Origin of the sequence: Agrococcus pavilionensis RW1 (genome assembly GCF_000400485.1) — a bacterium.
GTDB lineage: Bacteria > Actinomycetota > Actinomycetes > Actinomycetales > Microbacteriaceae > Agrococcus > Agrococcus pavilionensis.
Window position 1 is genome coordinate 101035 of sequence record NZ_ASHR01000017.1, and the last position, 26231, is coordinate 127265.

Genomic DNA, 26231 nt, shown 5'->3' on the forward strand with positions numbered 1-26231 from the left:
CACGCGACGGAGGTGACGTGCAGGTTCCCCCGCTCGCCCGCTCGGCGCTCGACCGAGACCACGCCGGGCGGCTCGGCGCCGATGCCGTCGCGCGCGCGCTCGAGCAGCCCTCGACGCGCGTCATCGCGGTCGCCGGCGACCGCGCACCCGTGCGCGACGGCGCGCTCGTGCGGCTGCGCCCGGACGAGCTGCCCGCGGCCGCGCGGCACGTCGAGCCGCGCGTGCCGCTCAGCTGGCTCGGCCGCGCTCCCGCTCGTGACGGCGCCCCCGGCGGCGTCGTGCTGAGCATGCTCGTCGCGGAGCCGTTCGAGGTCGAGGGAGCGCAGTGGCGGTCGCTCCGCGAGGTGGGCGCCGAGCTCGACGACGCCGATGCCGGAGCGTTCGTGCAGGCGGTCGCGCTCGGCGTCTGGCAGCGCGAGAGCCACCACAGCCCGGTCGACGGCTCGGCGGCGAGCTTCGAGGAGTCGGGCTGGGTGCGGCGCGACGCGAGCGGCGGCGCGCACTTCCCCCGCACCGACCCGGCGGTCATCGTCGCCATCCACGACGCATCCGACGAGCGCATCCTGCTCGGCCACAACGCCGCGTGGCCCGAGGGCCGCTACTCGCTCATCGCCGGCTTCGTCGACCCGGGCGAGTCGCTCGAGGCGGCGGTCGTCCGCGAGGTCCGCGAGGAGACGGGCCTCGCCGTCGCCGGCGTGCGCTACCTCGGCTCGCAGCCGTGGCCGTTCCCGCGGAGCCTCATGATCGGCTTCGAGTGCGTCGCGGCCGAGGCCGACGCGATCGTGCCCGACGGCGTCGAGATCCTCGACGTGCGCTGGTTCACGCGCGAGGAGCTGCGCTCGGGCGTCGTGCAGCTGCCTGGCCCGAAGTCGATCGCGGCCTGGATCATCGACGCGTGGCTCGGGCGATGAGCGCGCCGAAGCCCGACGCCGACCGGATCCTCGCCGGGCTCGACGAGCAGCAGCGGCTCGCCGCGACGACGCTCGGCGGCCCGGTCGCGATCCTCGCCGGCGCCGGCACCGGCAAGACGCGCGCGATCACGCACCGCATCGCCTACGGCGTCGCGACCGGGGAGCAGGTCGAGCACGCGTCGCTCGCGCTCACCTTCACGAGCCGGGCGGCGGGGGAGATGCGCACGCGGCTCGCGCGGCTCGGGGCGGGCGGCGTGCAGGCACGCACCTTCCACGCCGCGGCGCTCGCGCAGCTGTCGCACTTCTGGCCGCGCGTGACGGGCTCGCGCATGCCGCAGCTGCTGCCGCAGAAGGCGTCGACGCTCGCCGACGCGGCCGCGCAGCTGCGGCTGCGGCTGCCGACCGCGCAGCTGCGCGACGCGGCGGGCGAGATCGAGTGGCGCAAGTCGCAGGCGATGACCATGGAGGACTACGGCGTCCAGGCGCGCGTGCGCCCGCTGCCGACGGGCCTGACCCCCGAGGCGATGATCGACCTCCACATGGCGTACGAGCGGGTGAAGGACGAACGCCGCCAGATCGACTTCGAGGACGTGCTGCTCGCCACGACCGGCATGCTCGAGCGCGAGCCCGTCGTCGCCGACGAGGTGCGCTCGCGCTACCGCCACTTCACGGTCGACGAGTACCAGGACGTCTCGCCGATGCAGCAGCAGCTGCTCGCCGCCTGGCTCGGCGACCGCCGCGACGTGTGCGTCGTCGGCGACCCGAGCCAGACGATCTACTCGTTCGCGGGCGCCGACCCCGCGGGGCTGCAGCGCTTCCTGCACGAGCACCCCGACGCCGAGCTCGTGCGGCTCGAGCGCTCCTACCGCTCGACGGGAGCGATCGTCGGGCTCGCGAACCGGCTCATGCGCGGCCGCGACGCGCTCACGCTCGAGGCCGCCTCGGGCGAGCACGGGCTCGAGCCGAGCGTCACCGAGCACGCGAGCGACTCCGCGGAGGCCGCAGCGATCGCCGCGGCCGTGCGCGCGCAGGTCGCCGCGGGCGCCGACCCCGGCCAGATCGCGGTGCTCACGCGCTTCCACGCCCAGTCCGGGCTCATCGAGCAGGCGCTCGCCGCAGCCGGCATCTCGTCGACCGTGCGCGGCTCGGTGCGCTTCTTCGAGCTCCCCGTGGTCAAGCGCGCGCTCCTGATGCTGCGCAGTGCCCCCGCCGACGGGCGGCCGCTCTTCCAGGCGGTGACCGACATCGTCATGGGGCTCGGGTACCGAGCCGAGCCGCCGTCGAGCCACGGCGAGGAGCGGGCGCAGTGGGATGCGCTGCACGCGCTCGTGACGCTCGCGGAGGAGACGGGCGGCACCGACCTGCCGGGCTTCGCGCTCGACCTCCAGCGGCGTGCGGCGACCGAGCACGAGCCGGCCGTCGCGGCCGTCACGATCGCGACGATCCACGCCGCGAAGGGCCTCGAGTGGCAGCACGTGCACGTGTGCGGGCTCGCCGAGGGGCTGCTGCCCATCTCGCACGCGACCTCGCTCGCCGAGATCGACGAGGAGCGGCGGCTGCTCTACGTCGCCATCACGCGCGCGCAGCGCTCGCTCTCGCTCACGTGGGCGCGCAGCTCGGGTCACGCGGTCAGGCAGCCGTCGCGATTCCTCGCGGAGATCGGTGCCGGCAGGCCCGCCGCGCGCGCCGGAGCGCGCTGACCGCGCCGTCGCGCTGGCGCACCCGCGCGCCCCAGCCCGCGGGGAGCTCGTCGTCACCGAGGCGGCGGAGCGCGCCGAGCACCGTCGCGACCGCTTGCGCCGCGGCGATCGCGCTCGGCACCGGCGCGAGGTGCGCCGGCACGAGCACCGCGTCATCGACCGCGCACTCGACGCAGCCCGCGCCCGCGGGCACGAACGGGCCGATCTGCACCCACGCGTCGCCGACGGTGACCGGCAGGTGCGCGGTGCCCGACTCCACGAGCCTGTCGCGCTCGCGGTGGGGCAGCCGCCACGGCGAGACCGGCAGCACGAGCGGGTCGTCGCCGGCCGAGTGCCCGGCGCGGTGCCCCGCGCGATCGAGCGCGCGATGCAGCTCGAGGGCGAAGGGGATGCGTCCGCGCACGAGCGTCGGGACGGCGGGCGGCAGCGGGTCGAGCGCGGGTGCGAGCGCCTCGAGCAGCGCCGCGGCCGGCTCGTCGCCGAGCACGTGCTCGAGCTCGCGGCGCACGACCCCGCGCGTGAGGAGCGCGAGGCCGCGGAGCGTCGCGTCGTCGGCCGGCAGCTCGGCGACGGGCTGCTGCCCGCCGACCGTCACGCGGTCGGGGGCGCTGCGGAAGACGGCGAGGTGCGGGTCGAGGCGGAGCATGGCGGCATGGTGCGCCAGCGCGGCCGAGCGCGTCGGCGGCTGTCCACAGCCGGCCCGGCGCGGGCGCCCGTCTCGGGCCCCGCTTCAGCGCTGCTCCGCGCCGCCTGCCTCGTCGTCGCCGGTGCCCCGCTCCGCGTCGTCGAGCAGCTCCTGCAGCGCGAGGTCCATCTCGTCGAGCTCGCCGACGCCGCGGAGCCGCGCGATGACGCGGGAGGGGTCGTCGATGTCGGCCGAGCCCGGCATGAGGTCGGGCTGGTCCCACAGGGAGTCGCGCACCTCGGGGCCCACCGCATCCGTCACGGCGTGCCAGAAGGCGGCCGCCTCGCGCAGGCGCCGCGGGCGGATCTCGAGGCCGACGAGCGTGCCGAAGGCCTTCTCGGCCGGCCCGCCCGTCGCGCGCCGGCGGCGCACGGTCTCGGCGATCGCGTCGCGCTTGGGCAGGCGCGCGGTGGCCGCCTCGGTCACGGCGTCGACCCAGCCGTCGATGAGCGCGATCGTCGTCTCGAGCCGCGCGAGCGCCTCGACCTGCTCGGGCGTCTTCGGCGGGATGAGCGCGCCGCTGCCGAGCGCCTCGCGCAGCTGCTCGGGACTCGAGGGGTCGAACGACTCGGCGAGCTCCTCGAGCCGCTCGACGTCGATGCGGATGCCCTCGGCGTACTCCCGCACGGAGGAGAGCACGTGCAGGCGCAGCCAGCGGGCGTGGTGGAACAGGCGCGCGTGCGCGAGCTCGCGCGCAGCCATCCAGATGCGCACCTGATCCTCGGGGATCTCGAGGCCCTCGGCGGCCGAGCGCAGGTTGACGGGCAGGAGCGCCGCGGTGTCCTCGAGCAGCGGGAACCCGAAGTCGCCGCCCGCGATCGTCTCGCTCGCGAGCTGCCCGACGACGTTGCCGAGCTGCATCGCGAACATCGTGCCGCCGACGTTGCGGAGGATGCGCTCGGCGCCCGCGAGCATCTCCTGCGCCTCCTCGGGCGCGTGCTCCTGCATCGCGCTCGTGAGCGCGTTCGCGATGCTGTTCGCGACCGGCTCGCTCATCTCCTGCCACACAGGGATCGTCGCGTCGACCCACTGCTGGCGCGAGAGGAGCGTGAGCGAGCCGGCGGCGGCGCCGATCTCGGTCGTCTCGCTCAGCCAGAGCGCCGCGAGGTCGGCGGCCTGCCGCACGGCGTCGCGCTCGGCGGTCGTCACCGAGCCGGGGTCGCGCTGCACGACCGCGGCGGCCTGCCGCTGCGCGGCCGACCAGTCGATGCCGTCGTCGGTGCGGGCGAGCGCGGCCTGCAGCTGCGCCATGAGCGCGTGCAGCTGCGCCGGGTCGCTCGGCATGCCGGCGGCGCCGGCGAGGCGCGACGGATCGATGGGCCCCTGGCCGGAGAGGAACTGCTGGAGCATCTCCCGCAGCTCGTCCTCGGGGCGGCGGTCCTCGGGCTCCTCAGGCATGCGACTACGCTAGCCCCAGCATGTCCGAGCCCGCCGGGTATCCGCCCATCCAGCCATCCGCCGTCCGCGAACACCGGGCTCAGCCCCGCTTCCCGGACGTGCGCCCGCGCCGCGTGCGCCGCGCCGGCTGGGTCGCGCTCGGCGTGACGGGCCTCGCGTCGCTCTCGCTCGCGTTCGTGCCCTCGCCCTACGTCGTCGAGGTGCCCGGCCCCACGTTCGACACGCTCGGTGCGACCGACGCCGGCGAGCTCATCGAGATCGAGGGCGCCGAGACGTTCCCGACCGAGGGCGAGCTGCGGCTGCTCACGGTCTCGCTGCTCGGCAACCCCGAGCGGCCGCTCACGTGGGTCGACGTCGCGCGCGCGTACGTCGACCCGTCGCGCGCCATCATCCCGATGGAGGCCGCGTTCCCGCCGTCCGTCTCGGTGGAGGACCAGAACGAGGCCGGCCGGATCGAGATGCGCAACTCGCAATCGGCCGCGGTCGCCGCCGCGCTCCTGCACCTCGGCGAGCCGGTCGAGAGCGACGTGCGCGTCGCGGGCGTCATCGAGGGCTCGCCCGCGGAGGGGATCCTCGAGGAGGACGACCGGATCCTGCGCGTCAACGGCGACACCGCCTACGACGTCTACTCCATCCGCGCATCCATCGCCGCCGCCGAGGGCGCGTCGACGTTCGAGATCGAGCGCGACGGCGAGCCGCGCACGGTCGAAGTGATGCCCGCGATGGAGGGGGAGCAGCGCATCGTCGGGATCTACCCCGCGAACGAGTTCGCGTTCCCCTTCGAGGTCGACATCGAGCTGCCGAACGTCGGCGGGCCGAGCGCGGGCATGATGTTCGCGCTCGGGATCATCGACGAGCTCACCCCCGGCGCGATGACCGCCGGCACGAGCTGGGCGGGCACCGGCACGATCGCCGCGCTCGGCGAGGTCGGCGCGATCGGCGGCATCGTGCAGAAGATGCACGGCGCGGTCGACGCGGGCGCGACGCACTTCCTCGCCCCGGCCGCGAACTGCGCGGAGGTCGTGGGCCACGTGCCGGAGGGGCTCACGGTCTTCGCCGTCTCGACGCTCGACGAGGCCGTCACCGCGATCGAGACCGTCGCCGAGCAGGGCGACGCGGGCGCGCTCCCGACGTGCGAGGCCGTGCCCGGCTCATAGGCGCGGCCGATAGCATGGCGGCACCGCCCGCCGAGCCCCCTCTTTGGAGCATCCCGACGTGTCTGCCAACGCCGATCGACCCATGCCGACGACCGCGCCGAGCGGCAGGCGGCCATCGCCGCTGCTGATCACGGTGATCGTGGTCGCCGCGATCCTCGGAGCGTTCGTGCTCTTCTCCGGCTTCTACGCCGACATCCTGTGGTTCGACCAGCTCGGCTTCCTGCAGGTGCTGCAGACGCGCTGGCTCTCGATGCTCGTGATGTTCCTCATCGGCTTCCTCGGCATGGCGGTGCCGCTCGCGCTCAGCGTGCAGATCGCCTTCCGCTCGCGGCCCGTCTACGCGCAGCTGAGCTCGCAGCTCGACCGCTACCAGGAGCTCGTCGAGCCGCTGCGCCGCGTGGGCATGTGGGCCGCGCCCGCGGTGCTCGGCCTCTTCGCGGGCATCGCCTCCGCGTCGCAGTGGGAGACGGCCCAGCTGTGGCTGCACCGCAAGCCCTTCGGTGAGGCCGACCCGCAGTTCGGCTTCGACATCGGCTTCTACGTCTTCGAGCTGCCCTTCTACCAGTCGATCGTCGGCTTCGCGCTCGCGGTGCTGTTCATCTGCCTCGTCGCGGCGCTCGCGACCTCCTACCTCTACGGCGCGATCCGCGTCACGGGCCGCGAGTTCCGCATCTCGCGCTCCGCGCGCATCCAGCTCGCGGTCACGGGCGCGCTCTACATGCTCGCGCTCGGCGTCTCGATCTGGCTCGGCCAGTACGCCTCGCTCTCGATGCCCGCGCAGGGCTTCCTCGAGGCGGGCGCCGGCTACACCGAGGTCAACGCGTCGATCCCCGGCGCGCAGATCATGGCCGGCATCGCCGGGCTCGTCGCGGTGTTCTTCATCGTCACCGCGATCATCGGCCGCTGGCGCATCGCGATCGTCGGCACGGCGCTGCTCATCGCGTCGTCGCTCGTCGTCGGGGTCGCCTACCCCGCGATCGTGCAGCGCTTCCAGGTCGACCCGAGCGCGCGGACGCTCGAGGCCGAGTACATCCAGCGCAACATCGACGCGACGCGCGCCGCGTGGGGCGTCGACGAGATGGTCGAGGCGCCCTCCGACGCGCGCACCGACGCCGAGCCCGGCGCGCTGCGCGAGGACGCGGAGACGACCGCGAACATCCGCATCATCGACCCCGCGCTCGTCACCGACGCGTTCGCGAACCTGCAGGAGTACCGCCAGTACTACGGCTTCCCCGAGCAGCTCGACGTCGACCGCTACGAGATCGACGGGCAGACGACCGACACCGTCATCGCGGTGCGCGAGCTCGACCTCTCGGGCCTCGACGAGGACAGCTGGTACAACCGCCACATCGTCTACACCCACGGCTACGGCGTCGTCGCCGCGTACGGCAACCAGCGCGGGCCCGAGGGCCAGCCCGTGTTCCTGCAGGCGGGCATCCCGACCGACGGCGCGCTCGGCGACTACGAGCCGCGGGTCTACTTCGGCGAGTCGACGCCCGACTACTCGATCGTCGGCGGCCCCGAGGGCTCCCCGAACCTCGAGCTCGACTACCCGCGCTCGACCGAGGAGGGCAGCGGCAACGCGAACACGACGTTCGCGGGCGACGGCGGCCCGAAGCTCGACAGCTTCCTCAACCGGCTCGTCTACGCGCTCAAGTTCCAGTCGGAGCAGATCATCCTCTCCGACGCGGTCAACGAGGAGTCGCAGATCCTCTACGACCGCGACCCGCGCCAGCGGGTCGGCGAGGTCGCGCCGTACCTGACGCTCGACAGCGACACCTACCCGGCGGTCGTCGACGAGCGACTCGTCTGGATCGTCGACGGCATGACGACCTCGTCGTCGTTCCCCTACGCATCCCACCGCTCGATCGCGCAGACGATCGCCGACAGCACGAACCCCAACCCCGGCTTCACGCCCGGCGACGTCGTGAACTACATGCGCAACTCGGTCAAGGGCGTGGTGGATGCGTACGACGGCTCGGTCACGCTGTACGCGTGGGACACGGAGGACCCGATCCTGCAGGCGTGGCAGGAGATCTACCCCGGCACCATCCGCCCCATGAGCGAGATGTCGGGCGAGCTCATGAGCCACGTGCGCTACCCGGCCGACATGTTCAAGCTGCAGCGCAACATCCTCGGCGACTACCACGTCACCGACCCGGCGACCTTCTTCTCGGGCGACGACCAGTGGGCGACGCCGGCCGACCCGACGTGGTCGAGCGCGCAGACGCAGGCGCCGCCGCAGCCCCCGTACTACCTGACGATGTCGGTCGACGGGCAGGACCCCGCGTTCACGCTCTACTCGACGTTCATCCCGCGCGACGGCCGCGAGGTGCTCTACGGCTACCTGTCGGTCAACGCCGACGCGGGAGGCACCGCGGGCGAGCGGCTCGACACCTACGGGCAGCTGACGCTGCAGATGCTGCCGAAGGACCGCTCGATCCCGGGCCCCGGCCAGGTGCAGAACACCTTCGACACCGACGACCAGGTCTCCCGCGAGCTCAACCTGCTGCGCCAGGGCGCGTCCGACGTGATCAACGGCAACCTGCTGACCCTCCCGGTCGGCGGCGGCCTGCTCTACGTGCAGCCGGTGTACCTGCGCTCGACGGGTGCGACGTCGTTCCCGGTGCTGCGGAAGATCCTCGTGGCGTTCGGCGACGACATCGCCTTCGAGGACACGCTCGACGAGGCGCTCGACGCGCTCTTCGGCGGCGACTCGGGCGCCCAGGCGGGCGACTCCGACGTCGAGCCCGGCACCGAGGAGCCGGCGGAGCCCGGCGCCGAGGCACCCGACGCCGACCTGCAGGCGCAGCTCGACGCGGCGCTGCAGGAGGCCGTCGCGGCGATCCAGGCGCGCCAGGCCGCCTACGCGGAGGGTGACGTCGTCGCCGCCGCCGAGGCGGAGGTGCGGCTCAACGAGGCGGTGCAGCGCGCGGTCGACCTCTCGGCCGAGATCGAGGGCACCGAGGCGCCCGAGATCGCGCCCGAGGAGTCGGCGCCTGCCGAGGAGCCGGCGACGGAGGAGACGGCCGCGCCCTAGCCGGTTTGCCCTCCCGCCCCGCGGCTGATAGAGTCTCTTCTTGTGCCGCGGGGTGGAGCAGCTCGGTAGCTCGCCGGGCTCATAACCCGGAGGTCGCAGGTTCAAATCCTGTCCCCGCAACGAAGTCCGCGAACTGCGGCACGAGAAGAGGCGCCCGAGAGGGCGCCTCTTCTGCATCTCCGGCCGGCGGCGTAGCGTCCCGCCATGGGCTTCGCCGTCTCGGCCGACGCGTACGACCGCTTCATGGGCCGCTACTCGCGACCGCTCGCGCGCGCCTTCGCCGACTTCGCCGGCGCCGGGCCGGGGGAGGCCCTCGACGTCGGCAGCGGCCCCGGCGCGCTCACCGAGGAGCTGCTCGCGCGCGGCGCGACCGTCACGGCCCTCGACCCCTCGCCCTCGTTCGTCGCCGCGGTGCGCGAGCGCCACCCGGGCGCCCGAGCGCTCGAGGGCGCCGCCGAGGCGCTGCCGTTCGCCGACGCGGCGTTCGACGCCGCGCTCGCGCAGCTCGTCGTGCACTTCATGGCGGATGCGTCGGCGGGCGTCGCCGAGATGGCTCGGGTCGTGCGCCCCGGCGGCGCGGTGGCCGCGTGCGTCTGGGACCACGAGCGCGGGCCGCTCGGGCCGTTCTGGACGGCGGCCGCCGAGACGGCGGGCCTCGCGCCGCCGCCGCCGCGCGTCGGCACGCGGCGCGGCGACCTCGCGCGGCTGCTCGAGGCCGCGGGGCTCCGCGACGTCGTGGAGGCGCCGATCGAGGCGACCGCGCGCATCGGCTCGATCGACGAGTGGTGGGAGCCCTTCGAGCTCGGCGTCGGGCCGGTCGGGGAGCTCGTCGCCCGGCTCGGCGCGGCCGATCGCGCGCGCGTGCGCGATCGCTGCCGCGAGCTGCTGCCGGCGCCGCCGTTCGACGTGCGGGCGCTCGCGTGGGCGGCTCGCGGCACGCGAGCCTGAGCGTCACTCGAAGAGGCTGCCGAGCCCTCCGCCGGAGGAGGCGCCGCCGTTCGAGCCCGAGAGCTGCTGGCGGCCCTCGCTCGGCTGCACGACGACGAAGCCCGGCCCGTGGAAGGCGAGCTGGAACGCCTCGCCCGTGCCGCCGCGCAGCATCGAGCGCATGTTCATGCTGTTCACGACGCTCGGCTGCAGGTTCGCCGACCAGCAGACCGCCGCGTTCGGGTCGACGAAGGTGGGCTGCCGCGAGCAGTCGAGCAGCATCGGCTGGCCCTCGCACGAGATGCCGATCGTGCCGCGCCCGCCGATCTCGACGTTGAAGAGCCCACCGGCCATGATGTTGCCGCTGCGCAGCATCCTGATGTCCCACTGCAGGTCGGGGTCGAAGGCGAGCAGGTTCTTCCCGCTCACCGAGAGCCCCTCGCCCTCGAGCAGCACGGTGAAGACGTTCGCGGCGTCGCGCGCGAGGAACACCTCGCCCTCGCCGCGGATGCGCATGAGCGGCGCGCCCTCGCCCGTCACGAGCTTCTTGAGCATGCGGGCCGCGCCGGCGCCCTCGTGCTGGAACTCCATGCGCCCCTGGTAGGCGACCATCGCGCCCTTCGCGGCGAGCACGTCGCCGCCGTTCGAGATGCTGATGCGCAGCATCTTGCTCGACTGCTTGACCCAGCGCTCGGTCGATTGGGCCTCCTGGTTCGCCTCGGCGAACAGCTCTGATCTCATGCGTCCTCCTCGAGGGCTCGCTCGAGCCGGTCGATCTTGCCGTCGAGCTCGCCCGTCCACCCGGGTCGGATGTCGGCCTTCAGGACGAGGGATGCGCGGGGCGAGAGCGCGAGCACGGCGTCGGTCGCGCGCTTGACGACCGCCATCACCTCGTCCCACTCGCCCTCGAGCGTCGTGAACATCGCGTCGGTGCGGTGCGGCAGCCCGCTGGCGCGCACGACGCGCACGGCGGCCGCGACCGCGTCGTGCACCGAGCCGTCCGGTCCGGCCGTGCCGGGTGCGATCGAGAATGCGACGAGCATCCTGCTCCCTTCGTCGGTCGCATCCTCGCACCCGCCGCCGTCGACCGCCAGCAGCGCCGCGCGGGCCCGCCGTAGGCTGTCGGCATGGCGGATGCGACCGGGGTGCTGATGGCGGCGGCGGTGCAGCTCGCCGCGACGGAGGACGTCGATGCGAACCGCGCGGCGGCGGCCGCGTGGATCGACGGCGCGGCCGATCGCGGCGCGGAGCTCATCGTGCTGCCCGAGTACGCGCAGCACTGCTCCGCGACGCTCGCCGAGACCGCGCCCGACGCCGCCGAGCCGCTCGACGGGCCCTTCGTCTCGATGCTCGCCGAGCGCGCCGCGGCGCACGACGCGCTCGTCGTGGCCGGCCTCGTGGAGCGCACCGACGCCGGCCCGAGCAACACGGTCGTCGCCGTCGACGCGACGGGCCTGAGGGTCGCGTACCGCAAGGTGCACCTCTACGACGCCTTCGGCTCGAGCGAGTCGGACTGGCTGACGCCCGGCGATCCCGCGCAGGTGCCGGTCGTCGACTTCCGCGGCACGCGCATCGGCATCCAGACGTGCTACGACCTGCGCTTCCCGGAGTCGACGAGGCGGCTCGTGGATGCGGGGGCCGACGTCGTCCTCGTGCCCGCGGAGTGGGTGCGCGGCCCGCAGAAGGAGCGGCACTGGACGACGCTCGTCACCGCGCGCGCGATCGAGTCGACCGTGCACGTCGTCGCGGCGGGGCAAGCGCCCCCGCTCGGCGTCGGCTGCTCGCTCATCGCCGACCCGATGGGCATCCCGCTCGCGGCGCTCGGCGACGGGGAGGGGATCGCGATCGCTCCGATCGACCCGGCCGTGACGGCAGCGACGCGGCGGCGCAACCCCTCGCTCGCGAACCGGCGCTACCGGATCGCCTGAGCCGCGGCCGCTCGGGCGGTCAGCGCGCAGGCTCGAGCTCGACGCCGCGGAGCGCCGCGAGCTGCTCGGCCGCCCGGTGGAGCGTGTCGTCGGACTTGCAGAAGGCGAAGCGCATCGTCGAGCGCAGGTCGCGCCGCGAGGGCCGCGCGAAGGCCGAGAGCGGCACGCCCACGACGCCCGCGAGCTCCGGCAGCCGCCGCGCGAGGGCGCTCGCGTCGTCGATGCCGAGCGGGGCGGCGTCGGCGAGCACGAAGTAGCCCGCCATCGCGTCGTTGACCTTGAAGCCCGCCTTCCGCAGGCCCCTCGTGAGGATGTCGCGCTTGCGGCAGAAGGAGTCGCGGATCGTCTGGAAGTGCTCGTCCGGGAGGCGCAGGCCGACCGCGACCGCGGGCTGGAAGGGCGCGCCGTTGACGAACGTGAGGTACTGCTTGACCGCGGTGATGTGCGCGATCCGCTCGGGCGTCGACATGATCCAGCCGACCTTCCAGCCGGTGATCGAGAACGTCTTGCCCGCGGAGGAGATCGAGACGAGCCGCTCGCGCGCGGCCTGGAACGCCGCGACCGGCACGTGCTGCTCGTCGTAGACGAGGTGCTCGTAGACCTCGTCGGTGACGATGAGCGCGTCGCGCCGCTCGGCGATCCGCACGATGTGCCGCACGGTCTCCTCGCTGAAGACCGAGCCGGTGGGGTTGTGCGGCGAGTTCACGAGGATCATGCGCGTGCGCGGGCTCGTCGCCCGCAGCAGCCGATCGGGGTCGGGCTGGAAGTCGGGGGCCGTGAGCGGCACGGGCACGAGCACGGCGCCCGCGAGCGCGGCGACCGCCGCGTAGGCGTCGTAGTAGGGCTCGAAGACGACGACCTCGTCGCCCGGCTCGAGGTAGGCGAGCATCGTCGCGGCGAGGCCCTCGGTCGCGCCCGCGGTGATGAGCACGTCGCCGCGGCCGAGGCCGATGCCGTAGAAGCGGCGCTGGTGCTCGATGATCGCGTCGATGAGCTCGGGGGCGCCGCGACCCGGCCCGTACTGGTTGCGGCCGTGGTCGATCGCGTGCTTCGCGGCGTCGAGCACCGCGCGCGGGCCGTCCTCGTCGGGGAAGCCCTGGCCGAGGTTGAGCGCTCCCGTGCGGGTCGCGAGCGCCGTCATCTCGGCGAAGATCGTCGGCGCGAGGCGCCCGTCGGCTCCCAGCAGGCCCGCCCCCGCCGCCGTGCGCTGCCAGGGTGCTCGGTGCGAGCGATCGACCTCCATGCCTCGACGCTACTCGCTTCGCACCGCGAACGGTCGACATTGCGAGTGCTTAGCAACCGCATGGATTGGCGTGGCATCGTCGAGGTCATGACGAACCCGTACGAGCCGCCGCATCCCGCGAGCCACCAGGGCCACGTGCCGAACCCCTGGTCGCGACCCGCGGACGAGACCCGGTGGCAGAGCCCCGCCGCGGGCCAGCCGAGCGGGCAGGCCGCGCCCGCGTCGGCGCCGTACGGATCGACGCCCGACGTCGCGCCGCCCTTCGGCTCCGCTCCCTACGCGTCCTCGGTGCCCGCACCCTCGGCCTTCGGTCGCTCGAGCGACCCCCAGCCCCACTACGGGCAGCCTGCGGGCGCGAGCCCCCAGGCGTCCGCGCGTCGCCGCAGCACGGGGCTCGTCGTCGGCGCGATCGTCGGCGCCGCGCTCATCGGCGGTGCGACGGGCTTCGGCGGGGGCGCGCTCGCGGCGCAGCAGACCTCCCCGCAGACGCAATCGGCGCCGAGCGGCGGCGTCGCCGCCGAGCCGGTCTCCGATCCCGGCACGATCGCCGACGTCGCCGCGGCCGCGGGCCCCTCCGTCGTGACGGTGCAGGCAGCCTCGCGCGCCGGCGCGGGCGAGGGCTCCGGCGTCGTGATCGCGCCCGGCGGCTACATCGTCACCAACAACCACGTCGTGACGCTCGACGGCCAGTCGGCCGACGCATCCATCACGGTCGAGACGAGCGACGGCCGGCTGCTCGCCGCCGAGATCGTCGGCACCGACCCCGTCGTCGACCTCGCGGTGCTGCGGGTCGACGCCGAGCTGCCGGTCGTGACGTTCGCGTCGAGCGACGACGTGCGCGTGGGCGACACCGCGATCGCGATCGGGGCGCCGCTCGGCCTCTCGAACTCGGTCACCGACGGCATCGTCTCGGCCGTCGATCGCGGGCTGCGGATCGCCTCGAGCGCCGCGCCCGACGACTCGCAGGACTCGCAGCAGTCGCCGTTCGGCTTCTGGCAGGAGAACGGCGCGCAGGCCGCGCAGGAGGACATCTCGATCCCCGTCGTGCAGACGGATGCGTCGATCAACCCGGGCAACTCGGGCGGCGCGCTGCTCAACGCCTCCGGCCAGCTCATCGGCGTCAACGTCGCGATCGCGAGCATGGGGCAGGGCGAGTCGTCGGGCTCGATCGGCATCGGCTTCGCGATCGAGTCGAGCCTCGTGCAGCGCGTCGTCGAGGAGATCATCGACCGTGGCGAGGCGACGCACGGGCTGCTCGGCGCGACGGTGAGCGACGTGCGCGACGCCTCGATCGGCTCGGTCGGCGGGCAGCTGCGGGAGCTCACCGACGGCGGCGCGGCCGCTGCCGCGGGCCTGCAGCCCGGCGACGTCATCACCGCGATCGAGGGAGCGCCCGTGACGAACGCCGTCGACGCGACCGCCCAGGTCCGCGCGCACGCGGCGGGCGCGACGGTGACGATCGAGTACCTCCGGGGCGGCGAGCGCGCCGAGGTCGAGGTCACCCTCGGCGAGCTGCCCTAGCCGGCGGGCCTCAGCGCTCGTCGGCGCTCGCGCCCCCGTCGCCGTCGGTGCCGGGGGCGTCGCCGCCCGGGCCGATACCCGGAGCGTCGGTGCCGCCAGCCGCGCGGCGCTCGCGCAGCCGGCGCAGCCCGCCGCCGAGCCCCTCGCGCTCGATCTCGCGCGCCTCGCGGATGCGCCGGCCGAGGCTCACGCGCTCCTCGCGCTCGGCGGGGGAGAGGAAGCCGTGGTGCCGGACGGGTGGCGGGCCGAAGGCCTCGCGCGAGGCCTTGACGACCTGGCGGCCGAGCATGTTGTTGCCGACGCCGCCGATGACGGCGCCGATGCCGAACGGCATCGCGCGACCGACCATGCTCGCGCCCGTGTTGCGCGCCATGCGGCGCAGGAACGCGCGGCGCATGAGGTCGATGACCTGCCCCATCGCGCCGCTCGGGAGCGAGGACGTGATCATCTGGCCCCAGAACGCCGAGCCGCCGCCGCGGCGGCCGAGCGCCTGGTCGGCGACGCGCTTGACGAGCGCCTTGCCGCCCGAGCCGAGCATGAGCCCCATCACGAGCGCCTTCGCCCGCTGCTCGTCCTCGACCGCGATGCCGTGCACCTCGGCGACGGCCTGCGCGAAGAACGCGCTCGCCTCGAGGAAGACGACCGTCTCCGCTGCGGTGAGGCCGATCGCCGCGACGGTGCCGATGCCGGGCGCGACGGCGCTCGCGCCGACGGCCGCGCCGCCGCTCGTGACGGCCGCGAGGTACTGCTTCTCGAGCCGGGCGATCATCTGCTCGGGCGTCATGTCGGGGTGCCGTCGGCGCAGGTTGCGCAAGTGGCCGACGACGAGCGGGCGCTGCACGCCCAGGATGTTCTCGAGCGTCGTGATGAGCCAGCCCATCTCCTCGTCGCGATCGAGCTCGTCCATGGCATCCCCTCGTCGTCCTCGTCGCGTGCCGCGACGCATCCATCATCCTGCCCGGCATCATCGTGTCCCGACCGTGCCGGGAGGAGGCTGAGCGTGGGATCATGGCTCGCATGACCCTCACCCCTGGACCGGACACCGTCGGCACGGGCGGCAGCACCGACGTGCTCGACCGCGAGCTCGAGAAGCTGCTCAACGAGGAGTCGGTCGAGGACGGCGACCACGACCGCTTCTCGCACTACGTCAAGAAGGAGAAGATCCTGCAGTCGGCGCTCTCGGGCAAGCCCGTGCGCGCGCTGTGCGGGAAGAAGTGGACGCCCGGGCGCGACCCGGAGAAGTTCCCGATCTGCCCCTCGTGCAAGGAGATCTACGAGAAGCTGCGCGCGGAGTGACGCCTGACGGCGGTCGGATGCGTCAGCGGAAGACCGTCGGGATCGCGGGCTCGCCCCGCGCGAGGCGGTGCGCCTCCGCCGGGAGCTCGTCGATCGAGGCGGTGTGCCGCTCGCGCGCGAGCTCGACGCCCGCAGGGCCGAGCCACCGCTCCTGGATCTCGCCGCGCTCGACGAGCGGCACCTGGAGTGCGCGGCCGCGCGTCGCGGCCTGCTCGAGCACGTGCGGGTCGTCGGTGACGAGCACGGTCTCCTCGACCGCGATCCCGCCCTCGAGGGTGCGCACCGCGACCTTCTCGCCCGGGCGCGAGGCCTTGTCCTCGCTGCGCTTGCCGACGCCGACCCACTCGCCGTCGTCGCCCTGCCGCGCGACGAGCTTGTAGACCATGCCCGCCGCGGGCGCGCCCGAGCCGGTGACGACGCTCGTGCCGACGCCGTACGCATCCACCGGGCTCGCCTGCAGGGCCGCGATCGCGTACTCGTCGAGGTCGCTCGTGACGGTGATGCGCGTCTCGGTCGCGCCGAGCGAGTCGAGCAGCGCCCTCGCCTCGGCGGCGACCTCGTCGAGGTCGCCCGAGTCGAGCCGGATGCCGCCGAGCTTCGGGCCCGCGACCTCGATCGCGGTGCGGATGCCCTGCTCGATGTCGTAGGTGTCGACGAGCAGCGTCGTGCCGACGCCGAGGGTGTCGATCTGCGCCTGGAAGGCCTCTGCCTCGGAATCGTGGAGGAGCGTGAAGGAGTGGGCGGCGGTGCCCATCGTCGGGATGCCCCAGCGGGCGCCCGCGGCGAGGTTGCTCGTCGCGCGGAAACCGGCGATGTAGGCGGCGCGGGCGGCGGCGATCGCCGACTCCTCGCTCGCGCGGCGCGAGCCCATCTCGGCGACCGGTCGGCCCTTCGCGGCGCGCGCCATGCGGGTCGCGGCGTTCGCGACCGCGGAGTCGTAGTTGAGCACCGAGAGCGCGACCGTCTCGAGCACGACCGCCTCGGCGAAGGAGCCCTCGACGACGAGGATCGGGGAGCCGGGGAAGTAGGCCTCGCCCTCGGCGTAGCCGCGGATGTCGCCCGCGAAGCGGTAGCCGGCGAGCCAGTCGAGCAGCTCGGGCGAGACGACCTCGTGCTCGCGCAGGAACGCGAGCTCTGCGTCGCCGAAGCGGAACTCGGCGAGCCGCTCGAGGAAGCGACCGGTGCCGGCGACGACGCCGTAGCGGCGCGCGCCCGGGAGGCGCCGCGCGAAGACCTCGAACGCCGAGGGGCGGAAGGCCGTCCCGGAGCGCATCGCGGCGTCGATCATGGTCAGCTCGTAGCGGTCGGTCATGAGCGCGGTGTCGGTCACGGCGCCAGCCTATGCCGACCGCCGAGCGAGCGACCGGGAGCCGGTAGCGTGGGCCGGTGCGCGACGAGACCCGACCCACCCGGACGAGCGAGCGACAACTGCCCGGGGGCGTCGAGCTGCGGGCCCCCCGGCCGGAGGACGCCGAGGCGTGGGCCCGCTTCCTCGTCGCCGAGCAGCAGCGCACCTACGCGGGGCAGCTGCCCGACGACTTCGGCTCCCGCGGCCTCGAGCAGGCGAACGTCGCGGGACTCGCGCACGTCTTCGGCCAGCCGGGCGAGGCCGTGCGCCGCATCGCGTGGCGCGGCGGCCGCATCGTCGGCATCGCCGCCGCCGGACCCGCGCCGGCGCGCTGGGAGCGCGAGCTCGGCCTCGTGCCGCCGCCGGCCGATCGCGAGCTCGACCGGCTCTACGTCGCGGCCGAGATGCACGGCTCCGGGCTCGGCGCGGCCCTGTTCGACGCGGTCGTCGACGAGCGGCCCCACTACTTGTGGCTCATCGACGGCAACGCCCGCGCCGCTCGCTTCTACGAGCGGCGGGGCTTCGAGCACCTCGACGAGCGGGTGTCGACCGGGCCGACGTGGGGCGGCATCCCGATGCACCGCATGCTGCGGCGCTAGCCGACGAGCCCCTCCTCCTCGAGCCAGGCGCGCGCGATGTCGGCTGCCGGGGACTGCTGCTCGACGCTGCGTCGGTTGAGCTCGATGAGCGCGTCGGACGACAGCGCAGCGGTGACGCCGTTCACGACCTCCTGCGCGGCCTCGTCGACGCGGTCGCTCGCGACCGGGACGACGTGCGAGGCGAGGAACAGTCCCTCCGTGTCCTCGAGCACGACGAGGTCGTTCTGCGCGATCGTCGGGTCGGCGGTGTAGACGATCGCGAGCTGGATGTCGCCGTCCTGCAGCGCGCGGATCGTGAGCGGGCCGCCGCCGTCCTCGATCGGGGTGAAGCCGACCTCGATGCCGTAGACGCTCGCGAGCCCCTGGGGGCCGTTCGGGCGGCTCTCGGCCTCGGAGTTCGCGCCCATCGTGAGCGGCACGTCGACGCTCGCGAGATCGGCGACCGTCTCGAGCCCGTACTGGTCGGCGAACGCTCGCGTGACGACGTACGAGTCCTGGTCGGTCGCCTCGGCCTGGTCGAGGATCGTGATGCCCTCGGGCGCCGCCTCGACGAGCGCGTCGTACACCTCGTCGGTCAGCCGCTCCTCGGGGTCGGGGCTCCAGTACTGCAGCAGCGGCCCCGTGTACTCGGGGAAGAGGTCGATCGCCCCCGACTCGATCTCGGGCACGTAGACCTCGCGCTGCCCGATGCGCAGCTGCCGGTCGATCGTGTAGCCGGCGTCCTCGAGCGCCTGAGCGTACAGCTCGGCGATGATCTCGCTCGAGTAGTAGTCCTGGGAGCCGACGACGAGGGTCGTGCCGTCGCCGCCGCTCGAGGGCGCGGTGCTCTCGTCCGCGGCGAGGGGGTCGGCGCTCGCGCAGCCGACGAGCACAGCGCTCGCGGTGCCGACGGCGGCGAGGGCGATCGCCGCCCGGCGGGTGGTGGTCCTGATCATGCGGAGATCCTCTCTCTCGCGCCGGACGGCGCGCGGTGGGGTTCGGCGCGGCGGGCCGCGGCGGATTGGACGAGCTGGAAGCCGAGCTCGACGACGAGCGCGAGGAGCGCGACGAGGAGGGAGGCGCCGAGCATCATGTCGTAGCGCTGCGTCTTGAGGCCCTCGAACAGCGGGCGCCCGAGGCCGGTGTCGGCGACGTACGCGGCGAGCGTCGCGGTCGAGATGACCTGCAGGGCGGCGGAGCGGACGCCGCCGAGCAGCACGGGCGCGGCGAGCGGCAGCTCGACGCCGCGCACGAGCTGCCACTCGGTCATGCCGATCGCGCGCGAGGCGCCGACGGTCTCGCGCGCGACCGACTCGACGCCCGCGTACGCGCCCGCGAGCACGGGCGGCAGCGCGAGCACGAGGAGCGCGAGGAACGGCGCGTCGAGCCCGATGCCGAGCGCGAGGCCGAGGATGGTCAGGAGGCCGAGCGTCGGCAGCGCGCGCGCACCGCTCGTGAGCACGATCACGAGCGAGCGGCCCCGGCCCGAGTGGCCGATCGCGACGCCCGCGGGGATCCCGATCGCGCACGCTGCCGCCACGACCGCGGCCGAGAACCCGAGGTGCTCGAGGATGCGCGCGCCGATCCCGCCGCGCCCGTCCCAGTTCGCGGAGTCGAGCAGCCACGCGAGCGCGTCGAGCACCAGGTTCACGCCGACACCGTCCGCCGCCAGGGCATCGCCGCGCGCCCCGCGAGCACGCACAGCGCGTCGAGCACGACCGCGACCACGACGGTGAGCACGATGCCGGTGAGGATCGAGGCCTCGATGCCGCGCTGGAACCCGTCGGTGAAGAGCGTGCCGAGGCTCGCGGTGCCGATGACCGCGCCGACCGTCACGAGGCTGACGGTCGAGACGACCACGACCCGCAGCGACGACAGCAGCACGGGGCCGGCGAGCGGCAGCTCGACCCGCCAGAAGCTCGCCCAGCGGGAGTGCCCGGTCGCCTCAGCCGCGAGCCGGACGTCCTCGGGGACGGACGCGAACGCATCCGCCGCCCCGCGCACGAGGAGCGCGCAGCCGTAGAGCGTGAGCGCGGTGATGATCGTCGCGGGCGAGCGGAGCGCGAAGCCCGTGATCGCGGGGATGATGATGAACAGCGGCAGCGACGGGATCGCGTAGAGGAGGCCCGTGCCGGTCAGCAGCGGCGTGCGCCAGCGGCGGCTCCCGGCCGCGAGCCGCCCGAGCGGCACCGAGATGACGAGGCTCAGCAGGATCGGCGGCACCGAGAGCAGCAGGTGATCGGCCAGCAGCCCCCAGACGATGTGGAGGTTCTGGCTCAGCCACGTCACGGCGCGCCCTCGCGGGCGTCGGCCTCGAGCACGCCCGTCGGGCGGTCGTCGCCGTCGACGACGACGCGACGCCCGTCGAGCTCGCGGATGCGCAGGGTGCGGCGCGCGGTGCCCGCGCCCACGAAGGCGGCGACGAAGTCGTCGGCGGGGGCGGCGAGGATCTCGGTCGGCGTGCCGCGCTGCGCGATCTCGGCGCCCGCGCGCAGCACGACCACTTCGTCGGCGAGCGCGAAGGCCTCGTCGACGTCGTGGGTGACGAACAGGATCGTCTTGCCGAGCTCGGCCTGCAGGGCGCGCAGCTCGGCTTGCAGCTGCTCGCGCACGATCGGGTCGACCGCGCCGAACGGCTCGTCCATGAGCAGGATGTCCGGGTCGGCGGCGAGCGCCCGCGCGACGCCGACGCGCTGCTGCTGGCCGCCGGAGAGCTGTGCGGGGTAGCGGTCGGCGAGGGCTGGGTCGAGGCCGACGCGCTCGAGGAGGCCGAGCGCATCCGCCCTCGCCTCGCGGCGCGAGCGCCCCGCGAGCACGGGCACGGTCGCGACGTTGTCGGCGACCGTGCGATGGGGGAGCAGGCCGCCCGCCTGCAGCACGTAGCCGATCGAGCGGCGCAGGCCCACCGGGTCGAGCGAGCGGACGTCGACGTCGTCGATGCGGACCGCGCCCGACGTGGGCTCGACCATGCGGTTCACCATGCGCAGGAGCGTCGTCTTGCCGCTGCCCGAGGAGCCGACGAGGGCGACGACCGAATGCGACGGCACGCGCAGGCTGAAGCCGGCGACCGCGACGGTGCCGCCCGGGTACTCCTTGCGCACCGCGTCGAACTCGATCACGCAGGTTCTCCTCACCTTCGCGGAGGGATGACGATACCGCCCGCCCGCGACATCCTCTCCGGTCGCGCCTGCGAGCGGCCCGTGAACGCGCCACGACTAGGCTTGCCGTCGTGCAGCGCCCGATCGGAGTCTTCGACAGCGGCGTCGGCGGGCTCACCGTGGCGAGGGCGCTCATCGACCAGCTGCCCGCCGAGTCGATCACCTACATCGGCGACACCGCGAACGGCCCGTATGGTCCGCGCGAGCAGGCCGAGGTGCGGGCGCTCGCGCTCGACGTGCTCGACACGCTCGTCGCGCAAGGCGTGAAGATGCTCGTCATCGCCTGCAACACCGCCTCCGCCGCGACCCTCGACGTCGCGCGCGAGCGCTACGAGGAGGGGATGGGCATCCCCGTCGTCGAGGTCATCGACCCGGCCGTGCGCGCCGCCGTGGCGCAGAGCCGCTCGGGCCGCATCGGCGTGATCGGCACCGCAGGCACGATCGGCTCGGGCGCCTACCAGCGCGCGTTCGCCGCCGCAGGGGTGCCGCACGTCGCCGCCGGCGCCGCGCCGCGCTTCGTCGAGTTCGTCGAGGCTGGCGTGACGACGGGCGACGAGGTGCTCGAGGCCGCGCGCGAGTACCTCGAGCCGCTGCTCGCCGAGGGCCTCGACACCCTCGTGCTCGGCTGCACCCACTACCCGCTGCTCGCCGGCGCGATCGGCTACGTCGCCGGTCCCGACGTGCGGCTCGTCTCGAGCGCCGAGGAGACGGCGGGCGACGTCTACCGCATGCTGAGCGACCGGCGCATGCTCGCGCCCGTCGACGCGACGCCCACCTACGAGTTCGAGGCGACGACCGAGGCGCAGGAGCCGTTCCTGCGGCTCGCGCGCCGCTTCCTCGGGCCGGAGGTCACGCACGTCGAGTTCCACCAGACCGGGGTCATCCAGCTGCCCGGCCGCACCGACTGAAGGAGAGACCATGGCACGCAAGGACGGCAGGCAGCTCGATCAGCTGCGCGAGGTCACGATCGAGCGGGGCTGGAGCGCGCAGGCCGAGGGGAGCGCCCTCATCTCGTTCGGCGGCACGCGCGTGCTGTGCACCGCATCCGTCATGCCGACCGTGCCGCGCTGGATGGCCGGCAAGGGCAAGGGCTGGGTGACGGCGGAGTACGCGATGCTGCCGCGCTCGACGAACGAGCGGATGGATCGCGAGAGCGTGAAGGGGCGCGTCGGCGGCCGCACCCACGAGATCTCGCGCCTCATCGGCCGCTCGCTGCGCGCGGGCGTCGACATGAAGGCGCTCGGCGAGCTCTCGATCACCGTCGACTGCGACGTGCTGCAGGCCGACGGCGGCACGCGCACCGCCGCGATCACGGGCGCCTACGTCGCGCTCGCCGACGCGGTTGCGTGGGCGCAGGCGCAAGGGCGGGTGCCGAAGAGCGCGAAGCCGCTCGTCGACTCGGTCGCGGCCGTCTCGGTCGGCATCGTCGACGGCGAGCCGACGCTCGACTTGAACTACCTCGAGGACGTGCGCGCCGGCACCGACATGAACGTCGTCGCGACCGGGCGCGGGCTGCTCGTCGAGGTGCAGGGCACGGCCGAGGGCGCACCCTTCGACCGCTCGGAGCTCGACGCGCTGCTCGACCTCGCGCTCGCCGGCACCGCCCGGCTGACGGAGCTCCAGCGCGAGGCGCTCGCGTGAGCCCCGTCGACACGGGCTTCGGCTCGACGGGCATCGACCCGCGCGGCGGCGGCCTGCAGGTCGTCGTCGCGACCCGCAACCCGCACAAGGTCGAGGAGCTGCAGCGCATCCTCGCGCCGCTCCTGCCCGGCATCGAGCTGCTGCCCGACGACGGCCCGGAGCCGATCGAGGACGGCGACACCTTCGAGGCGAACGCCCTGATCAAGGCGCGCGCCGCGCACGAGCGCACGGGGCTGCCGGCGATCGCCGACGACTCGGGCATCGAGGTCGACGCGCTCGACGGTGCCCCCGGCATCCACTCGGCTCGCTACGCGGGCACGCGCGACGATCGCGACAACCTCGAGCTGCTGCTCGCGAACCTCGCCGAGCACGCCGATCGCGGCGCGCGTTTCGTGTGCGCGGCCGCGTGGGTCGACGCCGAGGGCGAGTTCGCGGTGCGCGGGGAGTGGGCCGGCGAGGTCGCGGATGCGCCGCGCGGCGACGGCGGGTTCGGGTACGACCCGATCTTCGTACCCCACGACGGCGGCGGCCGCTCGTCGGCCGAGCTGAGCGCCGACGAGAAGGATGCGCTCAGCCACCGCCGGATCGCGTTCGCGGCGCTCGCGGAGTGTATCCGCGGCGGTGCCTGAATTAGAAGTCTGATCTCCTAGGTCGCTACCGGTTCATCGAGCCTCATCTGTACCGCTCGCTCGATCAGCGCTCGGTTTGTTTCCGAAATCGATTCAAGGAACACGCGCCGTCGGAACGGCAGTTCACCGAGCTCCAGCGCAAGCTTGCCGAAGACCTCGTCTGCAAAGCTCGACGAGACGACGCCTCGGAAGCCGGTGAAATCGACGACCAAGGACGGGGCGCCAGCCTTCAGATAATTGAGCAGGCGGTTTCGCACTGCCGTCCCTGCATTCCTGGAGCCCACCGCCTTGTTGATCTCGTTGAGCATCACGCGGTGGAACCCTGTCGCGACCTCAATACTCTCGAGAACATCGCTGCGAGTCGTCTTCGACGGGAGCACGTCCCGGAGCAAGACCGGTGTCGAGCAGTCAACCTCCCAGTCGACCCAGGTGCCTTGGTGACGCTCCATATCGATCAGCGGGCGCTGTCGATCTGTTTGCTCTGTCACTTCACCTTCTACAAGCGCCCAGTACCCCCAGCCGGAACGCACAGCCAGTTTGCCTTGATTCAGTTCCGCTGCACGACGCAAGCCGAAGAGGCCGTTCCCCTGGTTGTAGTTGGGTCGCCGCGTCGCTCCCTGGCGAAGTGCAAACTGAACGGCCTGGTGTGGCTCTCGAACGTCCGCCAGCGCATACTTCGCTGTGCCCGCACCTATGCCTGTCCACAGCGACCGCTGAATCCCGATGCCCGTATCAGCGACGCTGATCGCACAAAGCCGCCGCTGCCAGTGCAACTGCATCATTGCGTAACCGCTCGCGGCCTCACTGTGCTGAAAGACGTTGTCTAGTGCCTCATACAGGCACCACTGCAAGGTGTCGAGCACGCCCTCCTCGCATACGACCTGGTTCTGAAGCACCTCGACGAAGAGATTGGCCAGCCGTCGCGCCTCTGCTTCGGAACTGTACTTCCACACCGTGTTGGTCGCCGGGGTGAATCGACGTGAGAACTCGCTGACCGGAAGCGGCTCGAGAAGGTGAGTCTTCGCGATCTCATTCGGCACCTGGTCGCAAGTAACAGCCATCCCGCGAGCCCGCAGCAAATCGAGCGTAGCGGCCAGAGGAACCGCGCCGTTCGGGTAGGTTTTCGACCCGCCGAAGCGCAGCTTCACAGTGTCTTCCTCGGGCGACTCCTTCAGTCGGCGAACCAACGAATCCGCAGCCTTGTGGCTGTTCAGTTCCCGAACCTCATGTTTCACGGACTACTCCCATGTATTTCGTTTGATGCTAACGCCACGACATCGCCGGAGCGAGCGTTTCGTCGCTGGTCGAGGATCGCGACTCGACCGATCTGGCCTGCCGTAGCGCGAATGTGGCATGATTTCGGCATGCCGAAAAAACTGCATGCGGTGTTGCGAACGCTGGCCGCGACAGCGGCGGCCGCACTCGCCGTCGCGGGGCTCGTCGGCTGCCCGGCACCATCGCGCCCTTCAACCACCGACGACGAGCGCCCGGTCGTGCTCGCGACCTTCACGGTGATCGCCGACATCGCGCGCGAGGTCGCGGGCGACGCCGCGCGCGTCGAATCGCTCACGCGGCCGGGCGTCGAGGTGCACGACTACGAGCCGACGCCCGGCGACCTCGTCCGCACCGAGGGCGCCGACCTCGTCGTGACGAACGGCTGGGGCATCGACGACTGGCTGCTCACGCTCGTCGAGCGGCAGGACGCACCGCACGTCGTGCTGAGCGATGCGGTCGATCCGATCGCGATCGAGACCGGCCACTACGCCGGCAACCCGAACGCGCACGCGTGGGTCGCGCCCGGCGAGGGCGCCCGCTACGTCGAGGCGCTCCGTGTCGCGATCGGCGACCTCGTCCCCGCCGAGCGCGCCGCGATCGACGAGCGCGCCCGGGCGCTGACCGCTCGCCTCGAGTCCCTCGGCGAGCGCCTCCGCGAGGGCGTCGCGCGCGTGCCCGCGCGGCAGCGCGTGCTCGTCACGTGCGAGGGCGCCTTCAGCTACCTCGCGCGCGACGCGGGCCTCGACGAAGCGAGCCTGTGGCCGGTGAACGCGGGCGGCCAGGGCACGCCGCAATCGATCGCCGAGGTCGCCGCGATCGTCGAGGAGCGGCAGGTGCCGACCGTCTTCTGCGAGTCGACGACGCATCCGGGCACCCAGGAGCAGATCGCGCGCGACGCGGGCGTGCGCTTCGACGGCAGCCTCCACGTCGACTCGCTCTCGACGCCGGACGGGCCCGCGCCGACCTACCTCGCGCTCGTCGAGCACGACATCGAGGCGGTCCTGGAGGGACTGGGCGGATGAGCGGCACGGCAGCGCGGGACGCGATCGTCGTGGAGGGCCTCGGCGTGCGCTACGGCGACGTGCGCGCCCTCGTCGACGTGACCGCACGCATCCGCTCGGGGGAGATCACGGGCCTCGTGGGCGTCAACGGCTCGGGGAAGTCGTCGATGCTCGCCGCGATCCTCGAGCGCGTGCCGCACGAGGGCACCGTGCGCATCCTCGGCCGGAAGCCCGCGGAGGCGCGTCGCGAGGGCCTCGTCGCTTCGGTGCCGCAAGCCGAGTCGGTCGACTGGGACTTCCCGGTGACCGTGCGCGACGTCGTCACGACCGGTCGCTTCGGTCGCATGGGTCTCCTGCGGATCCCGCGCGCTGCCGACCGCGCCGCCGTCGCCGAGGCGCTCGAGCTGCTCGACATCGCGCACCTCGCCGACCGCCAGATCGGCGAGCTCTCGGGCGGCCAGCGCAAGCGCGCGTTCGTGGCGCGCGCGATCGCGCAGGACGCCGAGCTGCTCCTGCTCGACGAGCCCTTCGCGGGCGTCGACCGCTCGAGCGAGGCCCGCATCGTCGCGGTGCTGCGGGGGCTCCGCGAGCGCGGGCGCACGGTCGTCATCGTGCACCACGACCTCTCGGGCGTCGCCGAGCTCGTCGACGACGTGCTGCTGCTGCGGGGGAGGCTCCTGCACCAGGGCCCGCCCGACGAGGTGCTGAGCCCCGAGCGGATCGCCGAGGCCTTCGGCGCCGGAGCGGCGGAGGAGCGGTGATCGACGCCCTGCTCGCCCCCTTCACCTACGACTT

26 protein-coding genes and 1 tRNA gene are annotated in these 26231 nt (G+C 73.4%); 15 read left to right on the forward strand and 12 right to left on the reverse strand.

Translation table 11 applies throughout. The features are described 5' to 3' along the window. The first annotated feature begins 17 nt into the window (after positions 1-17). The gene (nudC, locus tag L332_RS20695; RefSeq protein WP_021010180.1) at positions 18-911 is read left to right on the forward strand and encodes an NAD(+) diphosphatase; all 894 of its coding nucleotides are present in this window, start codon (positions 18-20) and stop codon (positions 909-911) included. After that, on the forward strand, positions 908-2611 hold the full coding sequence (locus L332_RS20700; RefSeq protein ID WP_031223460.1) for an ATP-dependent helicase: 1704 nt from the start codon (positions 908-910) through the stop codon (positions 2609-2611). Before nudC ends, L332_RS20700 begins: the two co-directional genes overlap by 4 nt. Here L332_RS20700 and L332_RS20705 read toward each other — a convergent pair. Both L332_RS20705 and L332_RS20710 read right to left on the reverse strand, forming a co-directional pair. Further along, positions 2541-3257 carry a hypothetical protein gene (locus L332_RS20705; RefSeq protein WP_021010182.1) on the reverse strand — a complete coding sequence of 239 codons (717 nt, stop codon included), beginning with the start codon at positions 3255-3257 and terminating at the stop codon, positions 2541-2543. The two genes, L332_RS20700 and L332_RS20705, sit on opposite strands and share 71 nt — an antisense overlap. An 84-nt stretch (positions 3258-3341) precedes the next feature. Next, entirely contained in the window at positions 3342-4694 is a 1353-nt protein-coding gene (locus L332_RS20710) for a zinc-dependent metalloprotease (RefSeq protein ID WP_021010183.1), read from the reverse strand. 20 nt (positions 4695-4714) lie between these two features. Between L332_RS20710 and L332_RS20715 the strand changes: the two genes are divergently transcribed. The 4 genes from L332_RS20715 (at position 4715) to L332_RS20730 (ending at position 9839) form a co-directional block, all read left to right on the forward strand. Continuing rightward, positions 4715-5851 (forward strand): YlbL family protein, encoded by a 1137-nt coding sequence (locus tag L332_RS20715; RefSeq protein WP_081646062.1) that lies wholly within the window; start codon positions 4715-4717, stop codon positions 5849-5851. A gap of 82 nt (positions 5852-5933) precedes the next feature. Next, positions 5934-8891, forward strand: a complete 2958-nt coding sequence (locus tag L332_RS20720) for a UPF0182 family membrane protein (RefSeq protein WP_021010185.1) — start codon at positions 5934-5936, stop codon at positions 8889-8891. A 46-nt stretch (positions 8892-8937) separates the two neighbouring features. Further along, a tRNA-Met gene (locus tag L332_RS20725) sits at positions 8938-9011 on the forward strand. Positions 9012-9095: 84 nt separating this feature from the next. Next, entirely contained in the window at positions 9096-9839 is a 744-nt protein-coding gene (locus L332_RS20730) for a class I SAM-dependent methyltransferase (protein ID WP_021010186.1), read from the forward strand. Between the two features lie 3 nt (positions 9840-9842). Here L332_RS20730 and L332_RS20735 read toward each other — a convergent pair whose 3' ends face one another. Together L332_RS20735 and L332_RS20740 are read right to left on the reverse strand one after the other, a co-directional pair. After that, positions 9843-10559, reverse strand: a complete 717-nt coding sequence (locus L332_RS20735; protein ID WP_021010187.1) for an AIM24 family protein — start codon at positions 10557-10559, stop codon at positions 9843-9845. Continuing rightward, complete coding sequence (locus L332_RS20740; RefSeq protein WP_021010188.1) at positions 10556-10861, reverse strand: thiamine-binding protein; 306 nt, start codon at positions 10859-10861, stop codon at positions 10556-10558. The genes L332_RS20735 and L332_RS20740 overlap by 4 nt, the downstream gene beginning before the upstream one ends. A gap of 84 nt (positions 10862-10945) precedes the next feature. On the opposite strand from L332_RS20740, the gene L332_RS20745 reads away from it, so the two are divergent. After that, positions 10946-11746 (forward strand): carbon-nitrogen hydrolase family protein, encoded by an 801-nt coding sequence (locus L332_RS20745; protein WP_021010189.1) that lies wholly within the window; start codon positions 10946-10948, stop codon positions 11744-11746. A 19-nt stretch (positions 11747-11765) separates the two neighbouring features. On the opposite strand, the gene L332_RS20750 is transcribed toward L332_RS20745, so the two are convergent. After that, positions 11766-12989 carry an aminotransferase class I/II-fold pyridoxal phosphate-dependent enzyme gene (locus L332_RS20750; RefSeq protein ID WP_021010190.1) on the reverse strand — a complete coding sequence of 408 codons (1224 nt, stop codon included), beginning with the start codon at positions 12987-12989 and terminating at the stop codon, positions 11766-11768. Between the two features lie 60 nt (positions 12990-13049). Between L332_RS20750 and L332_RS20755 the strand changes: the two genes are divergently transcribed. Then, positions 13050-14510: a S1C family serine protease gene (locus tag L332_RS20755; protein WP_021010191.1), complete on the forward strand. Its 1461-nt coding sequence runs from the start codon at positions 13050-13052 to the stop codon at positions 14508-14510. Positions 14511-14520: 10 nt separating this feature from the next. Here L332_RS20755 and L332_RS0115010 read toward each other — a convergent pair whose 3' ends face one another. Continuing rightward, positions 14521-15417 carry a hypothetical protein gene (locus tag L332_RS0115010; RefSeq protein WP_021010192.1) on the reverse strand — a complete coding sequence of 299 codons (897 nt, stop codon included), beginning with the start codon at positions 15415-15417 and terminating at the stop codon, positions 14521-14523. A 101-nt stretch (positions 15418-15518) separates the two neighbouring features. Between L332_RS0115010 and L332_RS20760 the strand changes: the two genes are divergently transcribed. Continuing rightward, positions 15519-15806, forward strand: a complete 288-nt coding sequence (locus L332_RS20760; RefSeq protein WP_041203885.1) for a DUF3039 domain-containing protein — start codon at positions 15519-15521, stop codon at positions 15804-15806. Between the two features lie 22 nt (positions 15807-15828). Here L332_RS20760 and L332_RS20765 read toward each other — a convergent pair whose 3' ends face one another. Next, complete coding sequence (locus L332_RS20765; RefSeq protein WP_031223465.1) at positions 15829-17118, reverse strand: nicotinate phosphoribosyltransferase; 1290 nt, start codon at positions 17116-17118, stop codon at positions 15829-15831. Between the two features lie 74 nt (positions 17119-17192). Here L332_RS20765 and L332_RS29355 point away from each other — a divergent pair, with 74 nt between their 5' ends. Then, positions 17193-17753, forward strand: a complete 561-nt coding sequence (locus L332_RS29355) for a GNAT family N-acetyltransferase (RefSeq protein WP_021010195.1) — start codon at positions 17193-17195, stop codon at positions 17751-17753. On the opposite strand, the gene L332_RS20775 is transcribed toward L332_RS29355, so the two are convergent. The 4 genes from L332_RS20775 to L332_RS20790 are packed head-to-tail and all read right to left on the reverse strand — an operon-like array spanning position 17750 to position 20851. After that, positions 17750-18688 carry an ABC transporter substrate-binding protein gene (locus tag L332_RS20775; protein WP_021010196.1) on the reverse strand — a complete coding sequence of 313 codons (939 nt, stop codon included), beginning with the start codon at positions 18686-18688 and terminating at the stop codon, positions 17750-17752. The two genes, L332_RS29355 and L332_RS20775, sit on opposite strands and share 4 nt — an antisense overlap. Next, complete coding sequence (locus tag L332_RS20780; protein ID WP_021064959.1) at positions 18685-19383, reverse strand: ABC transporter permease; 699 nt, start codon at positions 19381-19383, stop codon at positions 18685-18687. The genes L332_RS20775 and L332_RS20780 overlap by 4 nt, the downstream gene beginning before the upstream one ends. Further along, positions 19380-20021 (reverse strand): ABC transporter permease, encoded by a 642-nt coding sequence (locus L332_RS20785; protein ID WP_021010198.1) that lies wholly within the window; start codon positions 20019-20021, stop codon positions 19380-19382. Before L332_RS20785 ends, L332_RS20780 begins: the two co-directional genes overlap by 4 nt. After that, complete coding sequence (locus L332_RS20790; RefSeq protein ID WP_021010199.1) at positions 20018-20851, reverse strand: ABC transporter ATP-binding protein; 834 nt, start codon at positions 20849-20851, stop codon at positions 20018-20020. Before L332_RS20790 ends, L332_RS20785 begins: the two co-directional genes overlap by 4 nt. A 110-nt stretch (positions 20852-20961) precedes the next feature. On the opposite strand from L332_RS20790, the gene murI reads away from it, so the two are divergent. Genes murI through rdgB form a run of 3 tightly spaced genes read left to right on the forward strand, consistent with a single transcriptional unit; the run spans position 20962 to position 23160 of the window. Beyond that, positions 20962-21798, forward strand: coding sequence for a glutamate racemase (gene murI, locus L332_RS20795; protein ID WP_021010200.1), 837 nt, complete (start codon positions 20962-20964; stop codon positions 21796-21798). A gap of 10 nt (positions 21799-21808) precedes the next feature. Further along, positions 21809-22531 carry a ribonuclease PH gene (gene rph / locus L332_RS20800; RefSeq protein ID WP_021010201.1) on the forward strand — a complete coding sequence of 241 codons (723 nt, stop codon included), beginning with the start codon at positions 21809-21811 and terminating at the stop codon, positions 22529-22531. Continuing rightward, entirely contained in the window at positions 22528-23160 is a 633-nt protein-coding gene (rdgB, locus tag L332_RS20805; protein WP_021010202.1) for an RdgB/HAM1 family non-canonical purine NTP pyrophosphatase, read from the forward strand. Before rph ends, rdgB begins: the two co-directional genes overlap by 4 nt. Before the next feature lie 17 nt (positions 23161-23177). Here rdgB and L332_RS20810 read toward each other — a convergent pair whose 3' ends face one another. After that, positions 23178-24308 carry an STAS-like domain-containing protein gene (locus tag L332_RS20810; protein WP_021010203.1) on the reverse strand — a complete coding sequence of 377 codons (1131 nt, stop codon included), beginning with the start codon at positions 24306-24308 and terminating at the stop codon, positions 23178-23180. A gap of 240 nt (positions 24309-24548) precedes the next feature. On the opposite strand from L332_RS20810, the gene L332_RS20815 reads away from it, so the two are divergent. Together L332_RS20815 and L332_RS20820 are read left to right on the forward strand one after the other, a co-directional pair. After that, positions 24549-25457, forward strand: a complete 909-nt coding sequence (locus L332_RS20815) for a metal ABC transporter solute-binding protein, Zn/Mn family (protein ID WP_200860958.1) — start codon at positions 24549-24551, stop codon at positions 25455-25457. Beyond that, positions 25454-26197 carry a metal ABC transporter ATP-binding protein gene (locus L332_RS20820; protein ID WP_021010205.1) on the forward strand — a complete coding sequence of 248 codons (744 nt, stop codon included), beginning with the start codon at positions 25454-25456 and terminating at the stop codon, positions 26195-26197. Before L332_RS20815 ends, L332_RS20820 begins: the two co-directional genes overlap by 4 nt. Positions 26198-26231 lie beyond the last annotated feature (34 nt).

Excerpts from the sequence above, each read along its gene's own strand:
- L332_RS20700 (WP_031223460.1), top strand. The coding sequence starts at position 908 with ATGAGCGCGCCGAAGCCCGACGCCGACCGGATCCTCGCCGGGCTCGAC.
- L332_RS20705 (WP_021010182.1), bottom strand. The coding sequence starts at position 3,257 with ATGCTCCGCCTCGACCCGCACCTCGCCGTCTTCCGCAGCGCCCCCGAC.
- L332_RS20710 (WP_021010183.1), bottom strand. The coding sequence starts at position 4,694 with ATGCCTGAGGAGCCCGAGGACCGCCGCCCCGAGGACGAGCTGCGGGAG.
- L332_RS20715 (WP_081646062.1), top strand. The coding sequence starts at position 4,715 with ATGTCCGAGCCCGCCGGGTATCCGCCCATCCAGCCATCCGCCGTCCGC.
- L332_RS20720 (WP_021010185.1), top strand. The coding sequence starts at position 5,934 with ATGCCGACGACCGCGCCGAGCGGCAGGCGGCCATCGCCGCTGCTGATC.
- L332_RS20730 (WP_021010186.1), top strand. The coding sequence starts at position 9,096 with ATGGGCTTCGCCGTCTCGGCCGACGCGTACGACCGCTTCATGGGCCGC.
- L332_RS20735 (WP_021010187.1), bottom strand. The coding sequence starts at position 10,559 with ATGAGATCAGAGCTGTTCGCCGAGGCGAACCAGGAGGCCCAATCGACC.
- L332_RS20740 (WP_021010188.1), bottom strand. The coding sequence starts at position 10,861 with ATGCTCGTCGCATTCTCGATCGCACCCGGCACGGCCGGACCGGACGGC.
- L332_RS20745 (WP_021010189.1), top strand. The coding sequence starts at position 10,946 with ATGGCGGATGCGACCGGGGTGCTGATGGCGGCGGCGGTGCAGCTCGCC.
- L332_RS20750 (WP_021010190.1), bottom strand. The coding sequence starts at position 12,989 with ATGGAGGTCGATCGCTCGCACCGAGCACCCTGGCAGCGCACGGCGGCG.
- L332_RS20755 (WP_021010191.1), top strand. The coding sequence starts at position 13,050 with ATGGATTGGCGTGGCATCGTCGAGGTCATGACGAACCCGTACGAGCCG.
- L332_RS0115010 (WP_021010192.1), bottom strand. The coding sequence starts at position 15,417 with ATGGACGAGCTCGATCGCGACGAGGAGATGGGCTGGCTCATCACGACG.
- L332_RS20760 (WP_041203885.1), top strand. The coding sequence starts at position 15,519 with ATGGCTCGCATGACCCTCACCCCTGGACCGGACACCGTCGGCACGGGC.
- L332_RS20765 (WP_031223465.1), bottom strand. The coding sequence starts at position 17,118 with ATGACCGACCGCTACGAGCTGACCATGATCGACGCCGCGATGCGCTCC.
- L332_RS20775 (WP_021010196.1), bottom strand. The coding sequence starts at position 18,688 with ATGATCAGGACCACCACCCGCCGGGCGGCGATCGCCCTCGCCGCCGTC.
- rph (WP_021010201.1), top strand. The coding sequence starts at position 21,809 with ATGGCACGCAAGGACGGCAGGCAGCTCGATCAGCTGCGCGAGGTCACG.
- L332_RS20820 (WP_021010205.1), top strand. The coding sequence starts at position 25,454 with ATGAGCGGCACGGCAGCGCGGGACGCGATCGTCGTGGAGGGCCTCGGC.